The following is a 17,940-nucleotide window of genomic DNA, read 5'->3' on the forward strand; positions in this document are numbered from 1 at the left end:
TCCGCTCGGCCTCAGCCTTTCCGCCTCCCGAGGAAGCCGAGCAGCGCCTCGTTCACGATCTCCGACGCCTCGAGCTGCGGCCAGTGGCCCACGCCCTCGATCGGCAGGTACCCGTCGAGGTTCGGCACGACGCTGGTGAGGTCCCCCTCCTTGAACGCTCGCATCCGGACCATGCCGTCCTCAGTGCCGAACGCGAAGAACGCGGGCTGCCGGATCTTCGCTCCAGCGAACGCTCCGGCCTGGTCGAAGTAGGGCTGCATGGCGCGGTAGGTGTTGAGCGGGCCGTGGAAGCCGTCGCGCCGGAAGCCGGCGATCGCCGCCTCGACGTCCTCCCGGTCGGCGAAGGGCGGGATGCCGATCGGTGACGGCCGGTTGAGGCTCTTGGCCGGGTCCATCGGGTCCCACGCCTCGGCCGCATCGGGCAGCCCCGACGTCCAGTAGAGCATGCCGGGCAGGGTCGTGGCGGCGTCCGCCCACTCCCGGTCGGCTTCCGGCCGCATCTGCCGGAACATGTAGAAGTCGTTTTCCTTGCCGGCGGACTTCAGCCGCTCGAGCATGCTGGGGCCACCCGGCAGCACCGGCGGGACGCTGAGGCAGAAGACCGCGTCGAAGAGGTCCGGCCGCATCACCGCCGCGTTCCAGCTGACCGTCGCCCCGAAGTCGTGGCCGACGAGGGTGGCGCGCTCGATCCCGAGTTCCGCGAGGACGCCGACGAGGTCTCCGACGCCGTAGAAGACCGTGTAGAGCGCGGGATCTTCGGGCTTGGAGGTCTCGCCGTAGCCGCGCATGTCCAGCGCGATCGCGCGGTAACCCGCGGCCGCCACCGCCGTCATCTGCCTGCGCCACCCCCGCCAGCCGTCGGGGAAGCCGTGCACGAACAGCACGGCCGGGCCGTCGCCCTCCTCGACCACGTTCAGCGTGACGCCGTTGGTCTCGATGTACGCCTGCTTCATTGAGCCGCTCCCTATCTGTAATCGTGACTACAGAAGTACGCTAGCAGAGATCTGTAGCCGGTGTTCTAGAATGAGGGCATGGCACCGTTGGGACGACCACGCGGGTTCGATCGCACCGTCGCGCTCGACCTCGCGCTGCAGGCGTTCTGGGAGCAGGGGTTCGAGTCGACCTCGATCGCCGAGCTGACCCGGCGCCTGGGCATCGGCCCGCCGAGCCTGTACGCGGCGTTCGGGGACAAACGCGCCCTGTTCCTCGAGGTGCTGGACCTCTATTACGACCGCTTCGTCCAGTTCCTCGACCAGACGCTCGCGGTGCCGGGTGCCCGGCGGGACGCGATCGCCGCGGTGCTGCTGGGCATCGCGCGGTTCTACTCGACGCCGGGAGTGCCGAGGGGCTGCATGGTGAACACCGTGGCGGCGCCGACCGGGGAGCCGGCCCTGCTCGCCCGGCTCGCCGAGCTGCGGTCGTCCGTCCAGGAGCGGCTGCGCCGGGAGATGCGCGCGGCGGCCGACGCCGGCGAACTGCCGCGGGACGTGGAGCCGGATGCACTGGCCGCGGTGCTCTGGACCACGGTGCTGGGCATGTCCATGCGCTCCCGCGACGGCGCCGACCGAGCGGAGCTCGAATCGACCGCGCGCTCGATCATGACGATCTGGCCGCCCATCCGCTGATCGCCGCCGCACTGAAGATGCCGCCGGCATACCGGCAGCAGGTCACCCTTTCCGCGCTTGGAGGACCCGGACGAACGCCGCGGTCAACCGGCAGCCGTCGTGGACGATCGTCAAGAGAGACACCAAATCGCCCTGTTCCTGGACAGCAAAAAAGCCCAGGTCATTGACCCGGGCTTTGCTCCCCCGCTTGGACTCGAACCAAGAACCCTCCGGTCAACTGGAGGTTCCAGCCGTGGGTCGCCGTCAGTCGATCCAGCTGGGATGTTTGCAATCGCTCATGCTCTGGTTCGGCGCCAATCGACGCAGATCGACGCCGTTTATGGAGCATAAATGCTCCCTCGTTCGGGTGCCTCCGTCGACGGCGGCCGCGAGAGAGGTGTGCTGCGAGGTAACCCATGTACACCAGCAGCTCCACTAGCGCGGTCACGAACAGCACTCCCAGTGTGCGGATCTCCCCAGTGAACGCCGTCGGCCCGATACGCATGACGAGCACGGGCAGCGCGATGCCGACGATGGCGGTCCCGCAGCCGGGTGGCCTCGGCGTCGGCGTCTTCGAGATGCTGTGCGGTGCGTTCCTTCTCCGTCGTCAACCGCATGCGCTGCTGCTCGATCCGCTGCGCAGCCTGGTTCGAGATCGATCTGATGAAGGCCGACGGCGGGATCTCCAGCCCGCTCATCAGCCTCTCGTGGAAGCCCGCGGACGGAAACTTCGCCTGCAGATCGGCAAACCCTGCCGCAGCCATCCCCTCTTCGGTGAACGACTACGACCCTGGCAGATCGCCGGCCTGGCACTGGGGTTCGCGGGCGTCACCGCGGCGGTCAGCTCCGATCTGGCCGGCTACGGTACCGCCGCCGGCATCCTCGCCGCCGTCGGCGGGGCTCGCCGGCTCAGCAGGCGCATCCTCTACCAGAAACACTTCGGCGACGACATGGACCTGCGGACCGGCATGTTCATCCAACTGCTCGCCGCCACCGTGAGCATCCCCTTCACCGCGGTCTCCGGCGGGTTCGCCCTGCCACTCACCTTCGCCGCGATCGGATCCGTCGCCTGGCTCGCGCTCGTCGGATCCATCACCGCGTTCGTCCTGCTCTTCTACATCCTCAAACGACAACCCAGCGCCAGCGCAACCAGCTACCTGTTCCTCGTGCCCCCCGCGACCGCCCTGGCCGGGGTCCCCATCCTCGGCCAGCACCTCACCCCCGCCGCGATCGTGGGCTTCGCCCTCGCCGCGATCGGCGTCGCCCTGGTCACCCGACGCCCCACGGACCGGCGCCACTTGAACCCGCAGTGCGTAGGTTCACTGGCGGGGTCCAGTCAGTCATGACGAACCGGTCTGGCCGAGCTCCCGAGATCACTTCGATGGTGCCTGCGTGGGTTCTTTTGGCGGCGTTCACCGTGCGCGGAACAGGACTTCCGGGTAGGCCGGGGCGGGGCCGTCGAGCAGATGTCCGCGGTAGCGGAAATGCAGGTCGTAGAACGCAAGGGGGTATGCGCGTTGGATGGCCATGGCGCGGTGAGGTGTTATCGTGCCGACCTGTTCCTCGAGTTCCCGCTGGGGCATGTCGAGCAGGTCGGCCAGGCGCCGGTACAGAATCTCGAGGTCGCCGTAGGAATAGTGAGCCGAGTCGCGCATTGTCACGGCCAGGCGCCACGCGCGTAGCTGGGAGAAGAACTCCCGCAACGCCGGATCGTTGTTCATGCCGCCCTTGCCTGAGGTGTCCATGACCAGGTAGGGACGGTCCAGTCCGGCCGCCGCGACGGCTCCGATGGCTGAGCCGTCCAGGCTGACACCGGCTTTGACACGCTGATCGGCGTACATTGTGGACGCTGTGGTGGCTCCGCCGAGGGAATGACCGAACATGCCGACACGGCCGAGGTCGAAGGCGCCCTTCAGGTCGGCGGGCAGCGGGTGCTGGTGGACGTCGGGGTTGATGCCCCGGTCCAGGTCGGCGATCCGGTCGAGCACGAACCGGAAGTCGGCGACGCGGATGTCGACCGCCTCGGCGAACACGGGCCGGCCGCCGTCCGGGACCTGGCCCGTCACGACCCTGCCGCCGGGGAACTCGACCATCAGGGCCTCATAGGTGTGGTCGACGGTGACGACCAGATATCCGTTGCTCGCCAGGTCTTCCACCACGGCGGTGTTGAAGACCCGGGAGGCGTTGAAGCCGGGCGAGTACAGCACGAGCGGCAGACGCCCGGTGCGGGCGACCGGCACGCCTTCGGCGGCATGCGTGTCCGGCAGTGTCACCTGGGTGCTGTTCAGCCCGACACCGGCCAGGAACGTCGCCGCGGCGCCAGGCGTCAGCCAGGGCACGGCTCGGCACGGGTTTTGTGCTGCCGGATACCAGATGCTGATCATCAGTTCCCGCGTGGGAATCGAGGAGACCCAGGGGGCGGGTCGTGACCGGTCCTCCAGGTGCAGCGACACGGTCCCCACCGGGTGAGGGCCGGTGGGTGGCGGCAGTGTGACGCGAAGGGGGCGCGTGGCGGCTGAGGCGGTCGGGGTTCCGAGCGTTCCAGCGGCCACCATGAGCGCGGCGCCGGTCAACACTGTTCGGCGAGACGGCATGACTTTGACTCCTTTGGTTATGCGGCGGCGATCGCGGTGACGGGGTCCAGGCGCGCCGCACGGCGGGCCGGTGCGACGGCGGCGACGAAACCGGCGACGAAACCCGCGAGGACGATCGCGCCGACGACGAGCCACGGCACTGCGAGAATCTCCATGCCACGGGAGGACATCGCCTGCTGGGCACCCACTCCCCAGCCGAGGCCCAGCAGCAGGCCGAGGGCCGTCCCGGTGAGCGCGATGACAGTCGACTCGACGCCGATCATGTGCGTCACCTGGCGACGGGTGAGGCCGACCGCGCGCAGCATGCCGATCTCGCGGAACCGTTCCACCACGGACAACGCGAGCGTGTTGATCACACCAAGGATCGCGATGAGCACCGCGAGGCCGAGCATCGCGTACACCAGCATGAGGACGTTTGTCGCCTGGGTCTGCGCGTATTCCTTGTACGCGGCCCGATCGCGGACGCTCGCCTGCGGGAAGCCGGCCAAGGCCTTGGTGAGCGCGGCGCCGACGGCGGTCTTGTCCGTGCCGGGCGCGGCGTTCACCATGATCAACGCGTCCTGCGCGGCCGGCGCGATCCTGGTCAGCACATCCATGGTGACGAACGGGGCGTCACTCCGGCCGATGGACATGCCCGGTGGGTCGGGCGTCCTGATGGCTCCCACTTGCACGGTCACGCTGCCGGCCGGTCCACGCAGGTCGATCCGGTCGCCCACAGCCAACCCGAAGTCCTGGGCGTAGGACTGGCTGAGCACGATCTCGCCGCGTGCCAAGCTGTCCACCGGCGACCCCGAGACGTAGTCCTGGCGGAACATCGCGGGGAAATCCGGGTCGACACCCTGCACCCAGCCGCCCCTCGTCGACCGATTCCCGCCGACGATGTCCACCCGGATCTCGCGCTGTCGCACCACCTGGCCAACCCCCGGTACCGTCCGAACCGCCGTGGCCACTTCACCGGTGAGCGGCGGCTGTCCCTTGCCGGATCGCACGATGGTGAAATCCGCGCCGAGGGTACGGTCGATCCGATCCGCCATCGACGAACTCATCGACGCGGACACCACGGACAGGGCCGCGGCCACCGCGACCCCGATCATCAGCGCGGCCGCGGTCGCGGCTGTCCGCCGTGTACTGCGCAGCGTGTTGCGGATGCCGAGCTTGCCGACGGCGCCGAACAGCCGGACGACCACCACACCGAGCACGGGCACCGCGACCCGGACCAGCACTGGTCCGAGAACCAGCAGACCGACAAGGGAGGCCGCGACACCGAAGACGAGCGCGCCATCCGACCGGGCTGCCAGCGCCGCCGCCCCGAGTACCACCAGCGCCCCGCCGACCAAGCTCCGCGGGCGTGACCGGGGATCCGCCGGGACTTCGGCCGCAAGAAGCGCTGCGATCGGCGTGATCCGGCCCGCCTGTCGTGCGGGGAGGAGCGCGGATGCGACCGTCACGGTTGTGCCGACCAGGTACGACACGATCGGCGCCAGCGGCGTGACCGCGAGAGCGACACCCGACAGGTCCAGTCCGAATCCGGCCACGGCTCCACGCAACGCCGCCGCCGCACCGATCCCGACCGCGAGACCGACGGTGCTCCCGACGAGGCCGAGGACGAACGCCTCGGCGACGACAGCACGCCGCACCTGCCGGCCGGTCGCGCCGACCGCTCGCAGCAGACCCAACTCCCTGGTCCGCGCGGCGATGAGCATCGAGAACGTGTTGAAGATCAGGAACGTACCGACCAGGATCGCGATCCCCGCGAACCCGAGCATCACGTAGGTGACCAGGTCAAGGCTGTCATCGACACCGGACTCGGCCACGATCCGGGTCTTCGTCAGCACCTCGAACGAATCACCGAGGGCCGCCCGAATCCGTTGACGCAGCACTTCCTCGGACACACCAGAAGCGGCGTACGCCTTGACGGCCGTGACACCGTCCGGAACGCCGAGCAGTCGCATCGCCGCGATGGTGTCGTCGAGGAAGACCAAGTTCTTCCCGGGGTTGGGAGTTGTGTACTCGGCAAGCCCGACCACGGTGACGTCGAATCCGCCTGGTGTGGCGGTGACGCGCACCCGGTCGCCGATCCGGACCCCGGACTTGGCGGCGGAATCCTTGTCGATCACCACCTCGCCGTCCCCGGTCGGCGCACGCCCGGCCGCGAGCCGCACCGGCGCCCGGCCGGTCGTCTGCCAGTTCCCGGCTTCCGTCGGCGCGCTCTTGACCACCGTGACGGCCTGGTTCCGGCGGTCCAGGACGCTGACATCGGACACGTTGACCTCGGCGAACACCGCGTCGACACCATCGACCCGGCGAACGCGTTCGGCCTGTGCGGCGGTCAAGGTCGCTGTTTCCCTGGACGGCCGTACCGTCACATCCGCGGCACCGGCTTCGGCGGCCGCGCGCGTCACGGTCATGACCGTGTCGCGCATGACCAGAGTCCCCGCCACAAAGGCAACCGACAGCGCTATCGCCATCAGGGACAGAGCGAGCCGGACCTTGTTGCCCGCCAGATTGCGGAGACTCGCCTTCAGCATGACGTCTCCGCCCGGTCAAGGCGCTTGAGGACGTCGTGCACCAGGCCGGGTGTCGGGTCGGCGATCTCGTGCACGATCCGCCCGTCGGCCAGCATGAGCACACGGTCCGCGTAGGACGCGGCGACAGGGTCGTGCGTCACCATCACGATGGTCTGGTCGAGCGCGTCGACACCGCGCCGCAGCAGGCGCAGGATGTCCGCACCTGATCTGGAGTCCAGGTTCCCGGTGGGTTCGTCCGCGAAGATGATCGCGGGGCGGGTCGCCAGCGCCCGTGCACAGGCCACCCGTTGCCGCTGCCCGCCGGACAGCTCCGCCGGCCGGTGGGCGAGCCGGTCGGCCAAGCCGACCGTGGTGATCACCTCGTCGACCCACGACCGGTCCACGGCCACTCCGGCGATGTCCAGCGGAAGCGTGATGTTCTCCAGCACGGACAGCGTCGGCACGAGGTTGAACGCCTGGAACACGAACCCGACGCGCTCCCGCCGCAGCAGCGTCAGCTTGTCGTCGGGCAATCCGGTGATCTCCGTGTCCCCGATCCACGCGTGCCCGCTGGTGGGGGTGTCGAGCCCGGCGAGGCAGTGCATGAGGGTGGACTTGCCCGACCCGGACGGGCCCATGATCGCCGTGAACGTGCCTGTCGCGATCCGGATGGCGACCGAGTCCAGCGCGACCACCTGTGTCGCGCCCTCGCCGTACGTCTTGGACAGGTTGTTCGCGCTGGCGGCTGTCGACGTCTTCATGGCGTTGAACGATGCCGCGAACGCCGCACTGTCCGCGTCGGGCCACGGCCCCCACTTGCCGGCCCGAACCTGGTCGCAAGAACGACCCACCGTGTCGGTCCACAGACCGACGCGTGGACGATCCGTGGTGATCTAACGTCGGAGCGTGGATGAGCACCTGCGCGCCCCCTTCACCCACCGGCTGACATTCGCCCACCTGGTGGCGGTGGACGTCGTGTTCGCGGTCCTGGTCGGCCTCAACGGATGGGCGACACCCGACCAGCTCAAGCGGCACGACCTGTCCATCGAACTGTTCGTGGTGCTGCTGGTCATCGTCTGTTCGACCATCGTGATCCGGCGGTGGCGGCCCATGGTCGCGCTCGCGCTGGGGCTGATCGGGTACGTGGCATTCTCGGCGACCGACTTCACCAAGGCGCCGGAGTTGCCGATCGTGTTGGTGCTCTACGTCGTCGCGCTGGTCGAACCGATGAAGGTCGCGGTGACCGGACTGGCCGCCGCGATCGTGATGACCATGGCCGGACTGGTCGTGGCCAACGTCGTCTCGGCCGGCGTGTGGTTCGGTTCGTGGGACGACTGGAGTCTGCTGACGGCGAGCAGAATCAGCCCGCTCCTGGCGGGCTGGGCCGTGGGGCTGGCGGTCCGGCGGCACCGCGGCTACCAGGAGTCAGTGCGGGAACAAGCGGACAGGCAGACCCAGCACCGAATCGACCAGGCACATCGGACAGTCGCGGAAGAACGGTTGCAGATCGCGAGGGAGCTGCACGACGTGGTCGCCCACAGCATGAGTGTGATCGCCGTCCAGGCCGGGATGGGCAGCCACGTCATCGCTTCCCAGCCCGACGAGGCCGCCAAGGCGCTGGCCGTCATCGAGACGACCAGCCGCGCGACTCTGCGTGAGATGCGCGCCCTGCTGGGAGTACTGCGCGACGACACGCCGGACTCCGCCGAGCTTCCGCCGACGCCTGGTCTCGCGGAGCTGCCTCGCCTGGTGGCCCGGACCGAGCGTGCCGGGCTGCGGGTCGAATTCAGCGTGCGGGGCACCGCCCGCGAACTGCCACCCGGCGTGGACCTGGCGGCCTACCGGATCGTCCAGGAGGCGTTGACCAACGTGGTGAAACACGCCCGCACCAACCGCAGCCGGATACTCGTGCACTACGACGAGAACAACGTGCGGATCGAGGTGACCGACGACGGCGCCGGCCCGACCGGCAGCACCGACAGCACCGGCAGCACCGGCCACGGCCTGGTCGGCATGCGTGAACGGACCGCGCTCTACGGCGGCGAGTTCAGCGCCGGCCCATTGCCGCTCGGCGGGTTCCGGGTCGCGGCCCGGCTGCCCACCGAGGTCCCGGTATGACGGTCAAGGTCGTCATCGCCGATGACCAGGCGCTGGTCCGGGGCGGGTTTCGCATCCTGGTCGACTCGGCACCGGACCTCACGGTCGTCGGCGAGGCAGGCGACGGCGCCGAAGCGGTGAACGTCATCCGCCGCGAACGTCCCGACGTCGCGCTGATGGACATCAGGATGCCCGTGCTCGACGGGATCGAAGCCACCCGGCGGCTGCTCACCGGCACGGGTGACCTCAAGATCATCATCCTGACCACGTTCAACCTCGACAAGTACGTCTTCTCCGCCCTGCGCGCGGGCGCCAGCGGGTTCCTGCTCAAGGACACCCCACCCGCCGACCTGCTGACCGCCATCAGGGTCGTCGCCGCAGGCGATGCTCTGCTCTCGCCCACGGTCACCAGGCGGCTCATCGAAGAGTTCACCCAGCGCCCCGAACCCGTCATCCGGCACCTCGACGGGATCACCGCCCGTGAACGCGAAATCCTCCTGCTGGTCGGCCGTGGACTCACCAACGCCGAGATCACCGCGGCGCTGCACCTGTCGATGTCGACCGTGAAGACCCACGTCAGCCGCCTGCTGACCAAACTCCAGGCCAGGGACCGCACCCAATTGGTGATCGCCGCCTACGAATCCGGCCTGGTGACAGCGCGAGCCGGCTAACCCCATCCTCGTAGCGAAGCGGCTCAGATACCGTGACCGTGCTCTATGGCGTCCGGGCCGTGTCCTTCGAACCCCTCGGCACCGAAGCCGTGGACGGCGGCGGCGACCAGGCCGGCGACGATCACCGCGGCCAGTTCGTGCCGATAGCGGAGCCGCTCGAGCCAGCCGAAGCGTTCTTCGACTTCGTCCATCGTCAGCCGGCCTTCGCCTGCCGCCGCGAGCGCCGGCGAACGTTAACCTTCGATGAGAATTCGGCGCTCTCGCGACCACCTCGACTACAGTTACCCTGTGTCATCATCAGGTGAGCGAAGGGATGCCGGTGCACTTGGTGATCGTCGACGACGAGACGGCTGTGCAGGCCTCGCTGTCGCGAACGCTGCGGTTCGAGGGCTACACCGTTTCCGTCGCCGGTGACGGGGTCGCCGGACTCGCGCTGATCCGCGACGCGGACCCCGACGGCGTGCTGCTCGACGTCAAGATGCCGATGCTCGGTGGCCTGGAGGTGTGCCGGCTGCTGCGGGCCGAGGGCAACACGGTGCCGGTCCTGATGCTGACCGCGCGGACGGCGGTGACCGACCGGGTCGCCGGTCTCGACGCGGGAGCCGACGACTACCTGGTCAAGCCCTTCGCCCTGCAGGAACTGCTCGCCCGGGTCCGGGCCCTGCTGCGCCGCACCGAGTACAACGCGCCGTCTGCGCCGCCGGCCCCGGCTGCGCTGCGGTTCGCCGACGTCACCTTGGATCCGGCGACGCGGGAGGTGTTCCGCGGCGTGCGCCCGGTGCACTTGACCCGTACCGAGTTCGCCATGCTCGAGACGTTCCTGCGGCATCCCCGGATCGTGCTGACCCGCACCGCGATGTTCGAGCAAGTCTGGGGCTACGACTTCGGCACCGCGTCCAACGGGCTCGACGTCTACGTCAGCTATCTGCGCCGCAAGCTGGAGGCCGAGGGCGAGCCGCGGCTGCTGCACACCGTGCGCGGAGTCGGCTACGTCCTGCGCGAGGAACCGCTGTGAAACGGCCCCGCTGGAAGACGCTGTCCCTGCGCGGCCGGCTCGGCATCCTCGTCGCGGCCGCGGTGGCGATCGCCGTGGTCACGGTATCGGCGATCTCCTGGAGCATCACCCGCGCCGACCTCTACGACCAGTTCGACGCGCGCCTGCAGTCCTACGCGCAACTCGCCGCGAAAGCACCCTCGCCGGAAGAAGCGCTCTCGACGCTGCGCTCCACCACCAATCCCGGGCCGGACCGGAACAACGGCCTGACCGTCCAGTTCAGCTCGGCCACCGGCGCGGTCACCGGAATCGCGGGCGCGATCCCGGAACTCCCGCCCCCGCCACCGCAAGCGCCGTTCTCCGTCAGCCGGGCCACCAACATCCACCGCGACGGGAGCCGGTTCCGCATGTGGACGGCCCCGCGATCCGACGGGGGCACGATCCAGGTCGCCCAGGATTCCGAAGACGTCGAGGACGCGTTGACCCGGCTGGGCTTCTGGCTGCTCGTGGTGTCCGCCGCCGGGGTGCTCGGCGCCACCGTGGTGGGCCGGGCGATCGCCCGGTCGGCGCTGCGGCCGGTCGACGATCTCACCTCGGCGGCCGAGAACGTCGCCCGCACCCAGGAGCTGTCGGCGGCCATCGACGTCAGCGCGTCCGGCGAGATCGGCAGGCTGGCAACGTCGTTCAACGCGATGCTGGCGGCTTTGAGCCGTTCCCGCGACGAGCAGCGGCGGCTGGTCGAGGACGCCGGCCACGAGCTGCGCACGCCGTTGACGAGCCTGCGCAACAACATCGAGCTCCTCATCCACGCCGACGCCAATCCCGGGCGCCGGCTGCCGGCCGAAGACCGGTCGCGGCTGCTCGCCGACCTCGACACGCAGGCCACCGAGCTGACCGCGCTGATCGGCGAGCTGGTCGACCTGTCCACCGGGGAACGGCCGAGCGAAGCCGAGGAGCGTCTCGCGCTGGCCGACGTCGTCGGCTCGGCCGTCGAACGCACCCGGTCGCGGTGGCCGAACGTCACCTTCGACGCCGACCTTGCCGACGCCGAGGTCGTCGTGCGCCCCACCGCCCTCGAACGCGCGGTGCTGAACGTGCTCGACAACGCCGCCAAGTGGTCGCCACCCGGCGGTTCGGTGCGCATCTCGATGGCGGTCGAACCCGGTGCGGTGCGCGTCCGCGTCGACGACGAAGGGCCGGGCATCCCGGAAGCCGACCTGCCGCACGTGTTCGAACGGTTCTACCGGGCCGACGCTGCCCGGCCCCTGCCTGGCTCCGGACTCGGCCTGGCCATCGTCGAGCAGGTCCTCACCCAGCACGGCGGCCGCGCGTCGGCTTCCCCTGCCGACGGCGGCGGCGCGCGGTTCGACCTGGTGCTCCCGCTGGCCGCTTCTTAGCGAAACCGCGCGCGATCTTCATCGAACTCTCATGGCCGGGCAGCACCGTCTGACAGGTGACTCCACGGACCGCGCTTTCGCCCACGCCGCTGGCAACGCTGACGCTGGTCATGGCCGCCGTCGCGCAAGTGATCATCGCAGGCCTGACCCTCGGGTTCGCCGGCCACGTCAGCCCCTGGCGCGACCCGGTCAGCGACTACGCCTGGCACCGCGGCGGCCGGCTGCTGTTCGCGGTGGCTGTCGTCCTCCTGCTCGCCGCCGCGGCAGCGCTCGTGGCCGCGGCCCGCCTCGCCGCCTTGCCACACAGCCCGCCGGCGACCGTCCTCTTCGTGCTCTGGATTGCCGGACTCGTGGTGGTCCTGGTCTTCCGCAGCAACCTCAGCGCCTCGAATCCCACGGCGTCCGGGACGATCCACCGCGTCGGCGGCGGCGTGTTGTTCGCCAGCCTGCCCCTGGCGGCCTGGGTGTTGAGCGCCCGGCTGCGAACCGAACCCCGCTGGCTCACTGTCGCCCCGGCGCTCCGTCGCGGGGCGGTTGCCGGAGTCACGACCGCGGCGGCGTTCGGCACGGCCCAGGTCGTGGGCCGGCTCCCGGCAGGCTTCCTCGAACGCATCGCCCTGCTGGCCGAATTCCTGATCATCGCCATCGTGGCGACCGCCCTACGGCGGGCCGTCAGCGTCAGCAGCACGCCCGAACCCCGGTCCGTCACCGCGACGGCGGCCAAACCCGGGAGGGCCGTCCGATGACCGCATTCGCCGTCGCCTGCGCACTGCTCGCCGCCGTGTTGTTCGCGATGGCCGCGAGCCGGCAGCACGCCGAAGTCACCGACCTGGCCGCCGAGGGCGTCCCCGGACTGCGTGCCCTGGCCCGGCTGCTGCGCTCCCCCGGCTGGTGGGCGGGCACCGCACTGGCCACCGGCGGCAGCCTGCTGCACGTCGTCGCCCTGTCACTGGCGCCGCTTCCGGTCGTCCAGCCGCTCGGGGTGTTCAGCCTGGTCCTGACGGTCGTCTTCGGCCGCCGCGTGCGCGACCGCCGGGTACTCGTCGCTGTTGTGGTCGTCGTGGCCGGAGTGGCCGGGTTCGTGACGCTCGCGACTTCCTCCACCCCGACCACGGCGATCAGCCCGGGCACGGCCGAAGCGGTGGCTGTGACCGGGTTCGTGGTGGCCGCGCTCGCCTGGTTCGCCCGGGCCGGCTGCGCCACACTCGCCGGTGCGGCGGCCGTCCTCTTCGGACTCGGCTCGTCGGTCGTGCACGCCGCCGCGTCGCAGCCGATCGCGACGGCGGCGCTCCTCGGCGGTCAAGCCCTGCTGCTGCTCGGCGCCGGCGGCGTGCTCCTGCACCGCGCGTACGCCGCGGGATCCACCGCGGTCGTCGTCGGCACGACAACCGTGCTCGATCCCCTCACCGCCGTCGCCGTGGCCGCCCTGGCCTACGGCGAGGTCCCCCGGCCCGCGGCCGCGCTCGCCGCGGTCGTCGCGCTCGCCGGCGTGCGCGTGCTCGCCGGTGCCGTTCCGCACGCCCGTCCGAAGATCGAGGAGAACCCCGTGCCCGAACACCCGACCGGCCTTCGCGTCCTGATCGGCGCCGACACGTTCCCGCCCAACATCAACGGCGCGGCGTTCTTCGCCGAGCGCCTGGCCCGGGGACTCGCGGGCCGCGGCCACGACATCCACGTCGTCTGCCCCTCCGACGACGGCCCGGCCCGCACCGAGCAGCGTGACGGCTACACGATCCACCGGGTCCGTTCCCGCGCGATCCCGTTCCACGGCGAGTACCGGTTCTGCGTCCCCGGCAGCGCCCGAGCCGCCGTCGGCGAGATCCTGGACCGCGTCCGCCCGGACGTCGTCCACGTCCAAGCCCACTTCGGCGTCGGCCGCGCCTTGCTCGAATCCGCCGCCGAACGCGACGTCCCGGGCATGGCCACGAACCACTTCATGCCGGACAACCTCCTCGGCTACACCCCGTTCCCGCGGTGGGTGAAGAACGCGATCGCCCGCTGGGCCTGGAAGGACCTGGTGCGCGTCTACCGCGACGCTCGCATCATCACCACGCCCACCCCGCGGGCGGCCGAAGTCCTCGCCGGGATCGGTCTCGACCGGCCGGCCCAGGTCGTGTCCTGCGGCATCGACCTCGCCCACTACGCCGCGCCGGCCCGTCCGGCCGACCGGCCGGTGTCGGTCCTGTTCGTGGGCCGGCTCGACGCGGAGAAGAACATCGACCAGCTTCTGCGCGCCCTCGCCCCGCTGCCGCACGTCCGCGCGGACCTCGTCGGCGACGGCACCCGCCGGCACGAGCTCGAGGAACTCGCCGCGGAGCTGGGTGTCGCCGGCCGCGTGGCCTTCCACGGGTTCGTCTCCGACGCCGAGCTCGTGCAGCGCTATGCCGAGGCCGACGCCTTCTGCATGCCCGGCACGGCCGAGCTGCAGAGCCTCGCCACCATGGAGGCCATGGCCGCAGGCCTTCCCGTCATCGCCGCCGACGCGCTCGCCCTGCCCCACCTGGTCCACCACGGCGAGAACGGTTACCTGTTCGAGCCAGGAGCGATCACGACGATCACGCGGTGGATCGCCGACCTGGCCGCCGACCCGGATCAGCGAGCCCGCATGGGCGAGGCGTCCCGCACGATCGTCGCGCGGCACGACATCGCCGACGCACTGGCGACTTTCGAGACCCAGTACCGGATCCTGCTCGGACTTCCGGAACCGTCGGTGGTCAGCCAGGCCGCGTAACCCCTGCGTGGTACTTGCGCGTAGTGCCTATGCCGCAAGTACCACGCGGGGAAGCCCGAAATCGGCTTCGCCGCGACGCCTGGCCGGGTGGGCCGGTGAGTTCGTCGAACCGGACGCGCTGGTCATCGACGACACCGGGTTTCCCAAAGACGGCAAGGACTCTCCTGGTGTGGCGCGGATGTACTGCGGGGCGCTGGGCAAGACCGGGAACTGCCAGATCGGGGTCAGCGTGCACGCGGTCACCGACTGGGCATCAGCCGCGATCAACTGGCGGCTGTTCCTGCCCGAGTCCTGGGACGACGCCAAAGCCACCGAGGGCGAGGCCGCGGCCGAGATCCGGCGGCGGCGGGCCCGCTGCGCGATCCCGGAGCAGGTGCGGCATCGGGAGAAGTGGCGGCTGGCGCTGGACATGCTCGACGAGGCCGTCACCGGGTGGGGTCTGCCGGACCGGCCGGTGGTGGCCGACGCCGGCTACGGCGACGCCACCGAGTTCCGGCTCGGGCTGACCGAACGCGGCCTGACCTACGTGCTGGCCGTCAGTCCCACCGCGACCGCGCATCCAGCCGACGCGGTATCGGTAACACCGGCACGGAAGGGCAACGGCCGACCGCCGGGACCGCGTTATCTCGACCCGCCACAGGATCTGAAGAGCCTGGCCATGGCGGCCGGCCGATCGGCAGGCCGGTACCTAATATGGCGCCACGGATCGAAGAAATCTCCGGGCAACCCGACGGCGAGCATGCGGTCACGGTTCCTGGCCCTGCGAGTCCGCCCGGCCAACCGCAACATCCCCCGCAGCAGCGACGGCAGCCTGCCCGAATGCTGGCTGCTGGCCGAGTGGCCACCCGGGGAACCCGAACCCACCGACTACTGGCTCTCCACCCTGCCCGCCGACACGAAGCTGCGGGATCTGGTGCGGCTGGCCAAGATCCGCTGGCGCATCGAACACGGCTACCGCGAACTCAAAGACGGCCTCGGCCTGGATCACTTCGAAGGCCGCTCCTGGCTCGGCTGGCACCGCCACGTCACCCTCGCCGCCGTCGCCCAAGCCATCTGCACCCAGCTCCGCCGCACCCCAAAAGCCCCTGCGCAGGCCTGACCCTCTACGCAGTCCTGCGCGAACTCCAAGCCCTGCTCGCGGCCTGGACAGGCACCTGCCACACCTGCCGACAACCCATCCAGACCCGAACCCCGCAACAGAAACCCCAGCTCAACACCACCTAACAAAGCACTACTAGTGCGGTGACCAGTAATGATCACCGGTTTGGTGACACGCCGGGCAGTGCGCGTGACTTGGACGGTGGGCTGGCGCCGGTCAAGCGGATCCTTGAGCTGAACCCGACGCACCCGTTGGTCACCGGCCTACGGAAGGCGTACGAGGGCGCAAGGACGACGCGTCGCTGACCGGGAGTCGAGCTGATCCACGGGAGGCCCTGCTGGCCGAGGGCAGCGAGCTGAAGGACCCGCCGCGCTTCACCCGCCTGCTGGCCGACCGTCTCGCGCACACCTTGTAGCGCGGGTCTGGAGATAACGCTGCTGAGGCAGGCTCATCGTGAGGCGGGCCGCGTGTTCGTAGGACACCCGGGCCGCCTCACGGTTGCCGGACATTTCGAGCAGGTGCGCGCGGACCGAGTGCAGCCGGTGGTCCTTGGCCAGCGTTGTCTCCAGTGGGCCGAGCAGGTCCAGCCCGGCCTGGGGACTGTCGGCCATCGCGACCGCGACGACGTGGTTGAGCCGTACCACCGCGTTGTCGTTGATCCGCAGCAGTACCTCGTACAGGGCTTTGATCTGCGGCCAGTCGGTGTCCGCGGACGTGGGTGCCTCGTCGTGGACGGCGGCGATAGCGGCCTGCAACTGGTACGGGCCGATCGGCCCGTGGGGAAGCGCGCCGCTGATCAACGCGACGCCCTCGGTGATGAACCCGGTGTTCCACAGGCTTCGGTCTTGTTCGTCCATCGGGATCATGCCGCCGTCCGGGCCCGTGCGGGCCAGCCGGCGGGCGTCGACCAGCAGCATGAGCGCCAGCAGCCCGGTGACCTCGGGGTCCTCAGGCAGCAGGCGGTGCACGATCCGGGTCAGCCGGATCGCCTCGGTGGACAACTCGGTGCGGTGCAGGTCCGGGCCGGCCGTGGTGGCGTAGCCCTCGTTGAAGATCAGGTACAGCACGTGCAGGACGGCGCCGAGCCGTTCGCCGCGGTCGGCTGGCATGCCGAACGGGATGCCGCTGTCCTTGACGGCCTGCTTGGCGCGGGTGATCCGCCGGGTCATCGTCGACTCCGGCACCAGGAACGCGCGGGCAATCTCGGCCGTGGTGAGACCGCCGACCGCGCGGAGCGTCAGCGCGATCTGGGACGCCGGGGACAACGCCGGGTGACAGCACAGGAACAGCAGGATCAGTGTGTCGTCGAAGTCCACAACGGGTCCGGTGGGGACCGGCCGCTGGTCCAGTTCACGGCGGTGCCGGGCCTGCTCGGCCCGCAGCAGGTCGGTGAGCCGGCGCGACGCGACCATGATCAGCCAGGCCTTCGGGTCGTCCGGGACCCCCGCGGCCGGCCACTGCTGGGCGGCCGCGATCAACGCCTCCTGCACGGCGTCCTCGGCGGTGTCGAAATGGCCGTAGCGCCGGACGACCGCGCCGAGGACCTGCGGCGCCAACTCACGCAGCAGGCCCTCGGCGAAACGGTCGTTCACTCCAGCGACTCGGCCGCGGACCCGGCGATCGGCCGGATGTCCACGTGCAGGTCATGCACGAACGTGGCGCCTGCCGGGTGGGGTGTGTTGACGAGTTGGGCGGCGATCTCGGTGGCCCGGTCATAGCTCACGCAGTCGACGATGGTGTATCCGCCGAGCACCTCCTGGGTCTCCGCGTACGGCCCGTCGGTGACCACCGGGACGCCGTCCTTGAGCGAGACCCGCCGCGCGTGAACGGGCGGGGTGAGGCCGTGCGCGTCGACGAACTCACCGGACTCGACCAGATCGTTGTTCCACTTCGCCATGAACTGGTGCAGCGCGGCCGCGTCCTGCGGGGACCAGCTGGCCATCATGTCCAGGTCCTGCTGGGTCAACGACAACATGATCATGTACTTCACGTTCGTGTCCTCTCCACTGGGAACCTTTCAGCGGAGACGTCGGAGTCGAGCCGCCGGTCCGGACACGAAGTCTAGTGACGGTGACCACTATTGATCACCGAGTCGGTCACGCTGCCCGGCGTTGAGGACGGCCCCACCGGCGATGGCGTTCGCTACGTATCCGAGCGCGTTCCCGGCGTTGCGCGGCCAGGCTCGAACATCGCGAGCGCAAGGCACGAGCTCGGACCGGCTCGTTGCGCGATGCCCTCTGAGTGAG

At 70.0% G+C, this 17,940-nt stretch carries 16 protein-coding genes and 1 pseudogene; 10 read left to right on the forward strand and 7 right to left on the reverse strand.

The features are described 5' to 3' along the window. Positions 1 to 11: 11 nt before the first annotated feature. Positions 12 to 953, reverse strand: coding sequence for an alpha/beta hydrolase (locus tag AB0F15_RS18310; protein ID WP_360271297.1), 942 nt, complete (start codon positions 951 to 953; stop codon positions 12 to 14). Between the two features lie 78 nt (positions 954 to 1,031). Here AB0F15_RS18310 and AB0F15_RS18315 point away from each other — a divergent pair, with 78 nt between their 5' ends. Together AB0F15_RS18315 and AB0F15_RS18320 are read left to right on the forward strand one after the other, a co-directional pair. Beyond that, the gene (locus tag AB0F15_RS18315; protein WP_360271298.1) at positions 1,032 to 1,625 is read left to right on the forward strand and encodes a TetR/AcrR family transcriptional regulator; all 594 of its coding nucleotides are present in this window, start codon (positions 1,032 to 1,034) and stop codon (positions 1,623 to 1,625) included. A 458-nt stretch (positions 1,626 to 2,083) separates the two neighbouring features. Next, positions 2,084 to 2,950, forward strand: coding sequence for a DMT family transporter (locus AB0F15_RS18320; RefSeq protein WP_360271299.1), 867 nt, complete (start codon positions 2,084 to 2,086; stop codon positions 2,948 to 2,950). Between the two features lie 66 nt (positions 2,951 to 3,016). On the opposite strand, the gene AB0F15_RS18325 is transcribed toward AB0F15_RS18320, so the two are convergent. Genes AB0F15_RS18325 through AB0F15_RS18335 form a run of 3 tightly spaced genes read right to left on the reverse strand, consistent with a single transcriptional unit; the run spans position 3,017 to position 7,466 of the window. Next, positions 3,017 to 4,159 carry a hydrolase gene (locus AB0F15_RS18325; RefSeq protein WP_360271399.1) on the reverse strand — a complete coding sequence of 381 codons (1,143 nt, stop codon included), beginning with the start codon at positions 4,157 to 4,159 and terminating at the stop codon, positions 3,017 to 3,019. Positions 4,160 to 4,215: 56 nt separating this feature from the next. Then, positions 4,216 to 6,726: an FtsX-like permease family protein gene (locus AB0F15_RS18330; RefSeq protein WP_360271301.1), complete on the reverse strand. Its 2,511-nt coding sequence runs from the start codon at positions 6,724 to 6,726 to the stop codon at positions 4,216 to 4,218. After that, positions 6,720 to 7,466, reverse strand: coding sequence for an ABC transporter ATP-binding protein (locus tag AB0F15_RS18335; RefSeq protein ID WP_360271303.1), 747 nt, complete (start codon positions 7,464 to 7,466; stop codon positions 6,720 to 6,722). The genes AB0F15_RS18330 and AB0F15_RS18335 overlap by 7 nt, the downstream gene beginning before the upstream one ends. 145 nt (positions 7,467 to 7,611) lie before the next feature. Here AB0F15_RS18335 and AB0F15_RS18340 point away from each other — a divergent pair, with 145 nt between their 5' ends. Further along, entirely contained in the window at positions 7,612 to 8,823 is a 1,212-nt protein-coding gene (locus AB0F15_RS18340; protein WP_360271305.1) for a sensor histidine kinase, read from the forward strand. Further along, positions 8,820 to 9,473 (forward strand): response regulator transcription factor, encoded by a 654-nt coding sequence (locus AB0F15_RS18345; protein ID WP_360271307.1) that lies wholly within the window; start codon positions 8,820 to 8,822, stop codon positions 9,471 to 9,473. The genes AB0F15_RS18340 and AB0F15_RS18345 overlap by 4 nt, the downstream gene beginning before the upstream one ends. Before the next feature lie 23 nt (positions 9,474 to 9,496). Here the strand turns inward: AB0F15_RS18345 and AB0F15_RS18350 are convergent, their stop codons facing one another. Next, complete coding sequence (locus tag AB0F15_RS18350; protein WP_360271308.1) at positions 9,497 to 9,664, reverse strand: hypothetical protein; 168 nt, start codon at positions 9,662 to 9,664, stop codon at positions 9,497 to 9,499. A 128-nt stretch (positions 9,665 to 9,792) separates the two neighbouring features. On the opposite strand from AB0F15_RS18350, the gene AB0F15_RS18355 reads away from it, so the two are divergent. From AB0F15_RS18355 to AB0F15_RS18380, 6 genes and pseudogenes are all read left to right on the forward strand, one after another. Further along, positions 9,793 to 10,488, forward strand: coding sequence for a response regulator transcription factor (locus AB0F15_RS18355; RefSeq protein ID WP_360271401.1), 696 nt, complete (start codon positions 9,793 to 9,795; stop codon positions 10,486 to 10,488). After that, positions 10,485 to 11,864 (forward strand): HAMP domain-containing sensor histidine kinase, encoded by a 1,380-nt coding sequence (locus AB0F15_RS18360; protein WP_360271310.1) that lies wholly within the window; start codon positions 10,485 to 10,487, stop codon positions 11,862 to 11,864. The genes AB0F15_RS18355 and AB0F15_RS18360 overlap by 4 nt, the downstream gene beginning before the upstream one ends. A gap of 56 nt (positions 11,865 to 11,920) precedes the next feature. Further along, complete coding sequence (locus AB0F15_RS18365) at positions 11,921 to 12,610, forward strand: DUF998 domain-containing protein (protein ID WP_360271312.1); 690 nt, start codon at positions 11,921 to 11,923, stop codon at positions 12,608 to 12,610. After that, positions 12,607 to 14,595 carry a glycosyltransferase family 4 protein gene (locus tag AB0F15_RS18370; RefSeq protein WP_360271314.1) on the forward strand — a complete coding sequence of 663 codons (1,989 nt, stop codon included), beginning with the start codon at positions 12,607 to 12,609 and terminating at the stop codon, positions 14,593 to 14,595. Before AB0F15_RS18365 ends, AB0F15_RS18370 begins: the two co-directional genes overlap by 4 nt. Positions 14,596 to 14,602: 7 nt before the next feature. Then, positions 14,603 to 15,694, forward strand: coding sequence for an IS701 family transposase (locus AB0F15_RS18375; protein ID WP_360271316.1), 1,092 nt, complete (start codon positions 14,603 to 14,605; stop codon positions 15,692 to 15,694). Between the two features lie 212 nt (positions 15,695 to 15,906). Beyond that, positions 15,907 to 16,109: pseudogene (locus AB0F15_RS18380) on the forward strand (molecular chaperone HtpG); the annotation flags it as partial. Here AB0F15_RS18380 and AB0F15_RS18385 read toward each other — a convergent pair. Both AB0F15_RS18385 and AB0F15_RS18390 read right to left on the reverse strand, forming a co-directional pair. Beyond that, entirely contained in the window at positions 16,069 to 17,286 is a 1,218-nt protein-coding gene (locus AB0F15_RS18385; protein WP_360271318.1) for an RNA polymerase sigma factor, read from the reverse strand. The pseudogene AB0F15_RS18380 and the gene AB0F15_RS18385 sit on opposite strands and share 41 nt — an antisense overlap. Then, the gene (locus AB0F15_RS18390; protein WP_360271402.1) at positions 17,283 to 17,675 is read right to left on the reverse strand and encodes a YciI family protein; all 393 of its coding nucleotides are present in this window, start codon (positions 17,673 to 17,675) and stop codon (positions 17,283 to 17,285) included. The genes AB0F15_RS18385 and AB0F15_RS18390 overlap by 4 nt, the downstream gene beginning before the upstream one ends. Positions 17,676 to 17,940: the final 265 nt, after the last annotated feature.

The sequence above is a fragment of the Amycolatopsis sp. NPDC026612 genome, assembly GCF_040638285.1.
Lineage (GTDB): Bacteria > Actinomycetota > Actinomycetes > Mycobacteriales > Pseudonocardiaceae > Amycolatopsis.